At 60.2% G+C, this 6736-nt stretch carries 9 protein-coding genes and 1 pseudogene; 9 read left to right on the forward strand and 1 reads right to left on the reverse strand.

All coding sequences use genetic code 11. From position 1 onward, the window contains the following. The first annotated feature begins 2 nt into the window (after positions 1-2). The 7 genes from fliO (at position 3) to L9Z73_RS22725 (ending at position 3891) form a co-directional block, all read left to right on the forward strand. Positions 3-353: a flagellar biosynthetic protein FliO gene (gene fliO / locus L9Z73_RS22695; protein WP_247405747.1), complete on the forward strand. Its 351-nt coding sequence runs from the start codon at positions 3-5 to the stop codon at positions 351-353. Continuing rightward, on the forward strand, positions 353-1096 hold the full coding sequence (gene fliP, locus L9Z73_RS22700; RefSeq protein ID WP_198717140.1) for a flagellar type III secretion system pore protein FliP: 744 nt from the start codon (positions 353-355) through the stop codon (positions 1094-1096). The genes fliO and fliP overlap by 1 nt, the downstream gene beginning before the upstream one ends. A 4-nt stretch (positions 1097-1100) precedes the next feature. Next, positions 1101-1370 (forward strand): flagellar biosynthesis protein FliQ, encoded by a 270-nt coding sequence (fliQ, locus tag L9Z73_RS22705; RefSeq protein WP_003175300.1) that lies wholly within the window; start codon positions 1101-1103, stop codon positions 1368-1370. 4 nt (positions 1371-1374) lie between these two features. Then, positions 1375-2160, forward strand: coding sequence for a flagellar biosynthetic protein FliR (gene fliR / locus L9Z73_RS22710; RefSeq protein WP_198717139.1), 786 nt, complete (start codon positions 1375-1377; stop codon positions 2158-2160). Between the two features lie 3 nt (positions 2161-2163). Continuing rightward, entirely contained in the window at positions 2164-3300 is a 1137-nt protein-coding gene (gene flhB / locus L9Z73_RS22715) for a flagellar biosynthesis protein FlhB (protein ID WP_247405750.1), read from the forward strand. Between the two features lie 139 nt (positions 3301-3439). After that, a complete protein-coding gene (locus L9Z73_RS22720) occupies positions 3440-3640 on the forward strand; it encodes a cold-shock protein (protein ID WP_247405753.1) in 201 nt (66 codons plus the stop codon). A 44-nt stretch (positions 3641-3684) separates the two neighbouring features. Further along, positions 3685-3891 carry a cold-shock protein gene (locus L9Z73_RS22725; protein WP_198717136.1) on the forward strand — a complete coding sequence of 69 codons (207 nt, stop codon included), beginning with the start codon at positions 3685-3687 and terminating at the stop codon, positions 3889-3891. Between the two features lie 57 nt (positions 3892-3948). On the opposite strand, the gene L9Z73_RS31610 is transcribed toward L9Z73_RS22725, so the two are convergent. After that, on the reverse strand, positions 3949-4089 hold the full coding sequence (locus L9Z73_RS31610) for a DUF6124 family protein (protein ID WP_430624307.1): 141 nt from the start codon (positions 4087-4089) through the stop codon (positions 3949-3951). Between the two features lie 227 nt (positions 4090-4316). On the opposite strand from L9Z73_RS31610, the gene flhA reads away from it, so the two are divergent. Together flhA and flhF are read left to right on the forward strand one after the other, a co-directional pair. Beyond that, positions 4317-6431, forward strand: coding sequence for a flagellar biosynthesis protein FlhA (gene flhA, locus L9Z73_RS22730; protein ID WP_198717170.1), 2115 nt, complete (start codon positions 4317-4319; stop codon positions 6429-6431). A gap of 11 nt (positions 6432-6442) precedes the next feature. Continuing rightward, a pseudogene (gene flhF / locus L9Z73_RS22735) lies at positions 6443-6736 on the forward strand (flagellar biosynthesis protein FlhF); the annotation flags it as partial.

The following is a 6736-nucleotide window of genomic DNA, read 5'->3' on the forward strand; positions in this document are numbered from 1 at the left end:
CCGTGGTGAGCAGCGGCATCGGTGGCCAACTGACCCAGTTGGTGCTGGGCCTGTTGCTCGTGGTCGGGCTGATTTTTGTGCTGGCCTGGCTAATGCGTCGCGTGCAGAACATTGGTCCGGGCAACGCCCAGGTCATCGAGATGATCGGTTCGCGCGCCCTCGGCCCGCGTGATCGGCTGGTGCTGGTGCAGGTCGGCGAGGAACAGATCCTGCTGGGCATCACGCCTGGCCGCATCACCCCGCTGCACGTGCTCAAGACCCCGGTCAACGTCGCCCCGACCCAGGCCGCCACGCCAGAATTCGCCCAGCGCCTGATGGAGTTGCTGGGCAAGGATCAGAAGGATAAGAAGTAATGCGCGTTTTATTGACGCTCATGCTGTGGCTGGCCGCGCCATTGGCGTTCGCCGCCGACCCGTTGTCGATCCCGGCGATTACCCTGGGCACCAACGCGGCCGGGGCCCAGGAGTATTCGGTCAGCCTGCAGATCCTGCTGATCATGACGGCGCTGAGTTTTATCCCGGCGTTTGTCATGCTGATGACCAGCTTCACCCGGATCATCATCGTGTTCTCGATCCTGCGTCAGGCCCTGGGCCTGCAACAGACGCCATCGAACCAGATCCTCACCGGCATGGCGCTGTTCTTGACGATGTTCATCATGGCGCCGGTATTCGACAAGGTGAACCAGCAAGCCCTGCAGCCTTACCTTGCGGAAAAGCTCACGGCGCAAGACGCCATCGACAAGGCCCAGGGCCCGATCAAGGACTTCATGCTGTCGCAGACCCGCTCCAGCGACCTTGAGCTGTTTGTGCGCCTGTCCAAGCGCACCGACATCGCCACCCCGGACCAGGCACCGCTGACGATCCTGGTGCCGGCGTTTGTCACCTCGGAATTGAAGACGGCGTTCCAGATCGGGTTCATGATCTTTATCCCGTTCCTGATCATCGACCTGGTGGTGGCGAGCGTGCTGATGGCCATGGGGATGATGATGCTGTCGCCGCTGATCATCTCGTTGCCGTTCAAGATCATGCTGTTTGTGCTGGTGGACGGTTGGGCGCTGATTATCGGCACGTTGGCCAGCAGTTTCGGCGGAGTGTAGGGCAATGACCCCAGAAGTTGCCGTCGACCTGTTCCGTGAAGCGTTGTGGCTGACCACCATGATGGTCGCCGTGCTGGTGGTGCCGAGCCTGTTGGTCGGCCTGCTGGTGGCGATGTTCCAGGCCGCCACCCAGATCAACGAACAAACCCTGAGCTTCCTGCCGCGCCTGCTGGTGATGCTGGTCACGTTGATTGTCGCCGGCCCCTGGCTGGTGCAAACCTTCATGGAATACATCCTGCAGTTGTACGGCAGTATTCCGCAGTTGATCGGCTGACCGCATGCAATCGCTGCTGGCGTTGACCGACACCCAGATCAGTACCTGGGTGGCTTCGTTTATCCTGCCGCTGTTCCGGGTCACGGCGGTGCTGATGAGCATGCCGGTGTTCGGCACCACCCTGGTACCGCGCCGCATCCGCCTGTATTTCGCGGTGGCGATCACCGTGGTCCTGGTGCCGGGCTTGCCGCCGATGCCACCCGTCAACGCACTGGACCTCAGTGCGCTGATGCTGATTGCCGAGCAGATCCTCATCGGCTCGCTGCTGGGTTTCTCCCTGCAGCTATTCTTCCAGGCCTTCGTGATTGCCGGGCAAATCATCTCGATCCAGATGGGCATGGGCTTTGCGTCCATGGTCGACCCCACCAACGGCGTGTCGGCAGCGGTGATCGGACAGTTCCTGACCATGCTGGTGACCTTGCTGTTCCTGGCCATGAACGGCCACCTGGTGGTGTTCGAGGTGCTGACCGAAAGTTTCACCACCTTGCCGGTCGGCTCGGGGCTGGTGGTCAATCACTTCTGGGAACTGGTGGGGCGCCTCAGTTGGGTGTTGGGCGCGTCACTGTTGCTGGTGCTGCCGGCGATCACTGCGCTGTTGGTGGTCAACATCGCGTTTGGCGTGATGACCCGCGCGGCGCCGCAACTGAATATCTTCTCTATCGGTTTCCCGTTGACCCTGGTGTTGGGCATGGGGATTTTCTGGATCGGCATGGCCGACATTCTCAATCAGTATCAACCGCTGGCGACCGACGCCTTGCAGTTCCTACGTGATCTGGCACGGGCGCGCTGAGCCATGGCCGAGAGCGAGAGTGGTCAGGACAAAACAGAAGACCCCACGGAGAAACGTAAAAAGGACTCCAGGGAAAAGGGCGAGATTGCCCGCTCCAAAGAGCTCAACACCGTTGCGACGATGATGGCCGGTTCCGGCGCCTTGCTGATCTACGGCGGCGGCCTGGCGCTCGACCTGATGGAGTTGATGAAACACAACTTCACCTTGCCCCGTGAAGTGCTGCTCAACCCCGGCGCCATGGGGCAGTACCTGCTGCATTCGGGAAAAATCGCGATCCTGGCGGTGCAGCCGATTTTGATCACCTTGCTCCTGGCTGCGCTGATCGGCCCCGTCGCCCTTGGCGGCTGGCTGTTCGCTGCGAGCAGCATGGCGCCAAAATTCAGCCGCATGAACCCCGCAGCCGGGCTCAAACGCATGTTTTCCGCCAAGGCGTTGGTGGAGCTGCTAAAGGCGTTGGCCAAGTTCATCCTGATTCTGTTCGTGGCGCTGGCGGTATTGTCCTCCGACATCGATGACCTGCTGCGCATCGCCCATGAACCGCTGGAATCAGCGATCATCCACAGCGTGCAAGTGGTGGGCTGGAGTGCGTTATGGATGGCTGCCGGGCTGATCCTGATCGCCGCCGTGGATGCGCCGATCCAGTTGTGGGAAAGCCACAAGAAACTGCTGATGACCAAGCAGGAAGTGCGCGACGAACACAAGGACCAGGAAGGCCGCCCCGAGGTCAAACAGCGCATTCGCCAACTGCAGCGCGAAATGTCTCAGCGCAAGATGATGGCTTCGGTGCCCGACGCCGACGTGGTGATCACCAACCCGACCCACTACGCGGTGGCCCTCAAGTACGACCCGGAGAAGGGCGGCGCGCCGATGCTGCTGGCCAAGGGCAGCGACTTCACCGCGCTGAAGATCCGCGAAATCGCCGTGGCCAACGACATTCTGTTGCTGGAATCGCCGGAACTGGCGCGGTCGATCTTCTACTCCACCGACCTCGACCAGGAAATCCCGGCGGGGCTGTACCTTGCGGTGGCGCAGGTGTTGGCGTATGTCTATCAGATTCGCCAGTACCGCGCGGGCAAGGGCAAGCGGCCTGATCCGCTTAAAGACCTGCCGATTCCGCCGGACTTGCGCCGCGATTCCTGACTGCAAACACCCTTTCGAATTGCCACCGTGCCATTCGTCGTAAACCTCCCTTACCTGTCAACTTTGACAGTAGCCAGCATCGCCTTCTCGCGGTTCTATTACCTCGCGTACTGCGCAACAAGATGCAGGGAGTGGGGCGATGCAGCTATTCACAGGCAGGGTCAAATCTTATGACCAGCAGACCGGACTGGGTTCGATTGCGCTGGACAGTGGGGCAGAAGATGTATCGGTAGAACTTTGCAGTTCGGATAGACGCCTGCTGTCGGAGGGGCAGAAAGTGGAGTTTCGGATGATCCATCGACCGACTGGCATCTATGCATGCGACATTCGACTGATCTGACGACACCTGTGTAAGTCCTTAATTGAAGTGTACGGAGAACGGCCATGGCAACAGGCACTGTGAAATGGTTTAACGCGGAGAAGGGGTTTGGGTTTATCAGCCAGGATGGCGGCGGCGATGTGTTCGTCCATTTTTCCGCCATCCAGGCAGAGGGTTTCAAGTCTCTTGAAGAGGGCCAGAAAGTGGAGTTTCTCGTCGAAAAAGGGCCTAAGGGCGATCAGGCCACGAGCGTGAAAACCCTCTCTAAATAACGTCGGCTGGTTTGATCGTTCCCACGCAGAGCGTCGGAGCGATCCACCATCAGGTCGTTAAGTGCCCGCGATCGTTCCACCGGTGGTGCTATTGAGCGCCCGCTCTGCCAGTAACTGGGCCAGTTTGACTAATTGTGCAATTCCTGGTGCCCCCTCGCGTCGAATCCCTTCCAGCTCAAACGAAAAGTCATTGAGCAATCCATTGGCTCAAGCAAGTGTTTCGCTGAGGCCTGCCGGCAGGTCTTCGGTCATTTGAATCAGTTGATCCCCGACCTGCTCGTCCGTCAGTCAGTCCTCGTCATAAGGGATCTGCGACCTCACGCAAAAGTTGGAAGGCTTCTTGCAATACCGCCTTCAGGACGCCCTCTGGCGTCAAAACTTTGCTTCAAGGAACGCGAGGAATACCGGTGGTAGATCGCTCTCAAATGCTCAACACGGCCCGTGGCACCCTGACTGATTTGTCGCGGGGCAATCTGGGTGTGCCGTTGTTGTTGCTGGTGATGCTGGCAATGATGATGTTGCCAATACCGCCGTTCCTGCTCGACGTGTTCTTCACCTTCAACATTGCTTTGTCCGTCGTCGTGTTGCTGGTCTGCGTCTATGCCCTGCGGCCGCTCGACTTTGCGGTCTTTCCGACCATCCTGCTGATCGCCACGCTGCTGCGGTTGGCGCTGAACGTGGCGTCCACGCGGGTGGTGATGCTCAACGGCCAGGACGGTCACGCCGCCGCCGGCAAGGTGATCCAGGCCTTCGGTGAGGTGGTGATCGGCGGTAACTACGTGGTCGGTATCGTGGTGTTCGCGATCCTGATGATCATCAACTTCGTGGTGGTGACCAAGGGCGCCGGGCGGATTTCCGAGGTGAGCGCGCGCTTTACCCTCGATGCCATGCCCGGCAAGCAGATGGCCATCGACGCCGACCTCAACGCCGGCCTGATCGACCAGAACCAAGCCAAGTCGCGCCGCTTGGAAGTGGCTCAGGAAGCCGAGTTCTACGGTTCCATGGACGGTGCCAGCAAATTCGTGCGCGGCGATGCCATCGCCGGCCTGTTGATTCTGTTCATCAACCTGATCGGCGGCATGGCGGTCGGGATCTTCCAGCACGGCATGACCTTTGGCGATGCGGGCAAGGTCTACGCCCTGCTGACTATCGGTGACGGTTTAGTGGCGCAATTGCCATCACTGTTGTTATCCACAGCTGCGGCGATCATGGTGACCCGTGCGTCGGGCTCCGAAGACATGGGCAAGCAGATCAGCCGGCAGATGTTTGCCTCGCCCAAGGCCCTGGCCGTGGCGGCAGGCATCATGGCGATCATGGGTCTTGTGCCCGGCATGCCCCACGTCTCGTTCTTGAGCATGGCGGCCTTGGCCGGCGGCGGCGCCTACCTGTTCTGGAAAAAGCAGAACGTGATCAAAGTGACTGCCCAGCAAGAAATCGCGCGCCAGCAGGAGCTGCTGCCGTCGCCGGCCCGCGCCCAGGAAACCAAGGAGTTGGGCTGGGACGATGTGACCCCGATCGACATGATCGGCCTGGAAGTCGGCTACCGCCTGATTCCGCTGGTCGACCGCAACCAGGGCGGCCAATTGCTCGCGCGGATCAAGGGCGTGCGCAAGAAGTTGTCCCAGGACCTGGGCTTCCTGATGCCCACCGTGCATATCCGCGACAACCTCGACCTGGCCCCCAGCGCCTACCGCCTGACCCTGATGGGCGTGATCCTCGCCGAAGCGGAGATCTACCCCGACCGCGAGCTGGCGATCAACCCCGGCCAGGTGTTCGGCACGCTGAACGGTATAACCGCCAAAGATCCGGCTTTTGGCCTGGAAGCGGTATGGATCGAAGTCAGCCAGCGCAGCCAGGCGCAGTCCCTCGGTTACACCGTGGTGGACGCCAGTACGGTTGTCGCCACGCACCTCAACCAGATTCTGTACAAGCACTCCCACGAGCTGATCGGCCACGAAGAAGTCCAGCAATTAATGGGGTTGCTGGCCAAGGCGTCGCCAAAACTCGCCGAAGAGCTGGTGCCGGGCGTGCTGTCGCTGTCGCAATTGCTCAAAGTGCTGCAGGCGCTGCTGTCCGAACAGGTGCCGGTGCGCGACATTCGCAGCATCGCCGAGGCCATCGCCAACAATGCCGCCAAGAGTCAAGATACCGCCGCCCTGGTGGCTGCGGTGCGCGTCGGATTGTCCCGCGCTATCGTGCAAAGCATTGTAGGGGTTGAGTCTGAGCTGCCTGTGATCACCTTGGAGCCAAGGTTGGAACAAATATTGCTCAATAGTATTCAGAAGGCAGGACAAGGCCAGGAAGAGGGCGTTCTGCTGGAGCCAAGCATGGCTGAAAAACTGCAGCGTTCGTTGATCGACGCCGCACAGCGCCAGGAAATGCAGGGCCAACCGGTGATTCTGCTGGTGGCAGGTCCGGTCCGAGCGATGTTGTCGCGGTTTGGACGCCTGGCAGTGCCGAATTTGCACGTTTTGGCTTATCAGGAAATCCCTGACAACAAGCAAGTGACTATCGTCGCGACAGTAGGGCCCAACGGCTGAGGTAGTGGGTTATGCAAGTAAAGCGTTTTTTCGCCGCCGATATGCGTCAGGCCATGAAACTGGTACGTGACGAGCTGGGCGCCGACGCTGCGATTATCGGTAACCGTCGTATTGCCGGCGGTGTCGAGCTGACGGCTGCCCTGGATTACACGCCTTCGGCGCTGGCCCCACGCGTCCCGAACATGGAGCTTGAAGACGAGCTGCGCAAGACGGCCTCGCGCATTGTCTCGGCCCAGGCCGAACTGAGCATGCGTGGCGACAGCGATGCGACCACCAATCGCCAGTTGTTCGCCGATCTGCCTCTG

The organism is Pseudomonas emilianonis, from assembly GCF_023072625.1.
GTDB lineage: Bacteria > Pseudomonadota > Gammaproteobacteria > Pseudomonadales > Pseudomonadaceae > Aquipseudomonas > Aquipseudomonas paraveronii.

Coding starts and splice junctions, on each gene's coding strand:
- fliP (WP_198717140.1), top strand. CDS start 353: ATGCGCGTTTTATTGACGCTCATGCTGTGGCTGGCCGCGCCATTGGCG.
- fliQ (WP_003175300.1), top strand. CDS start 1,101: ATGACCCCAGAAGTTGCCGTCGACCTGTTCCGTGAAGCGTTGTGGCTG.
- fliR (WP_198717139.1), top strand. CDS start 1,375: ATGCAATCGCTGCTGGCGTTGACCGACACCCAGATCAGTACCTGGGTG.
- flhB (WP_247405750.1), top strand. CDS start 2,164: ATGGCCGAGAGCGAGAGTGGTCAGGACAAAACAGAAGACCCCACGGAG.
- L9Z73_RS22720 (WP_247405753.1), top strand. CDS start 3,440: ATGCAGCTATTCACAGGCAGGGTCAAATCTTATGACCAGCAGACCGGA.
- L9Z73_RS22725 (WP_198717136.1), top strand. CDS start 3,685: ATGGCAACAGGCACTGTGAAATGGTTTAACGCGGAGAAGGGGTTTGGG.
- flhA (WP_198717170.1), top strand. CDS start 4,317: ATGCTCAACACGGCCCGTGGCACCCTGACTGATTTGTCGCGGGGCAAT.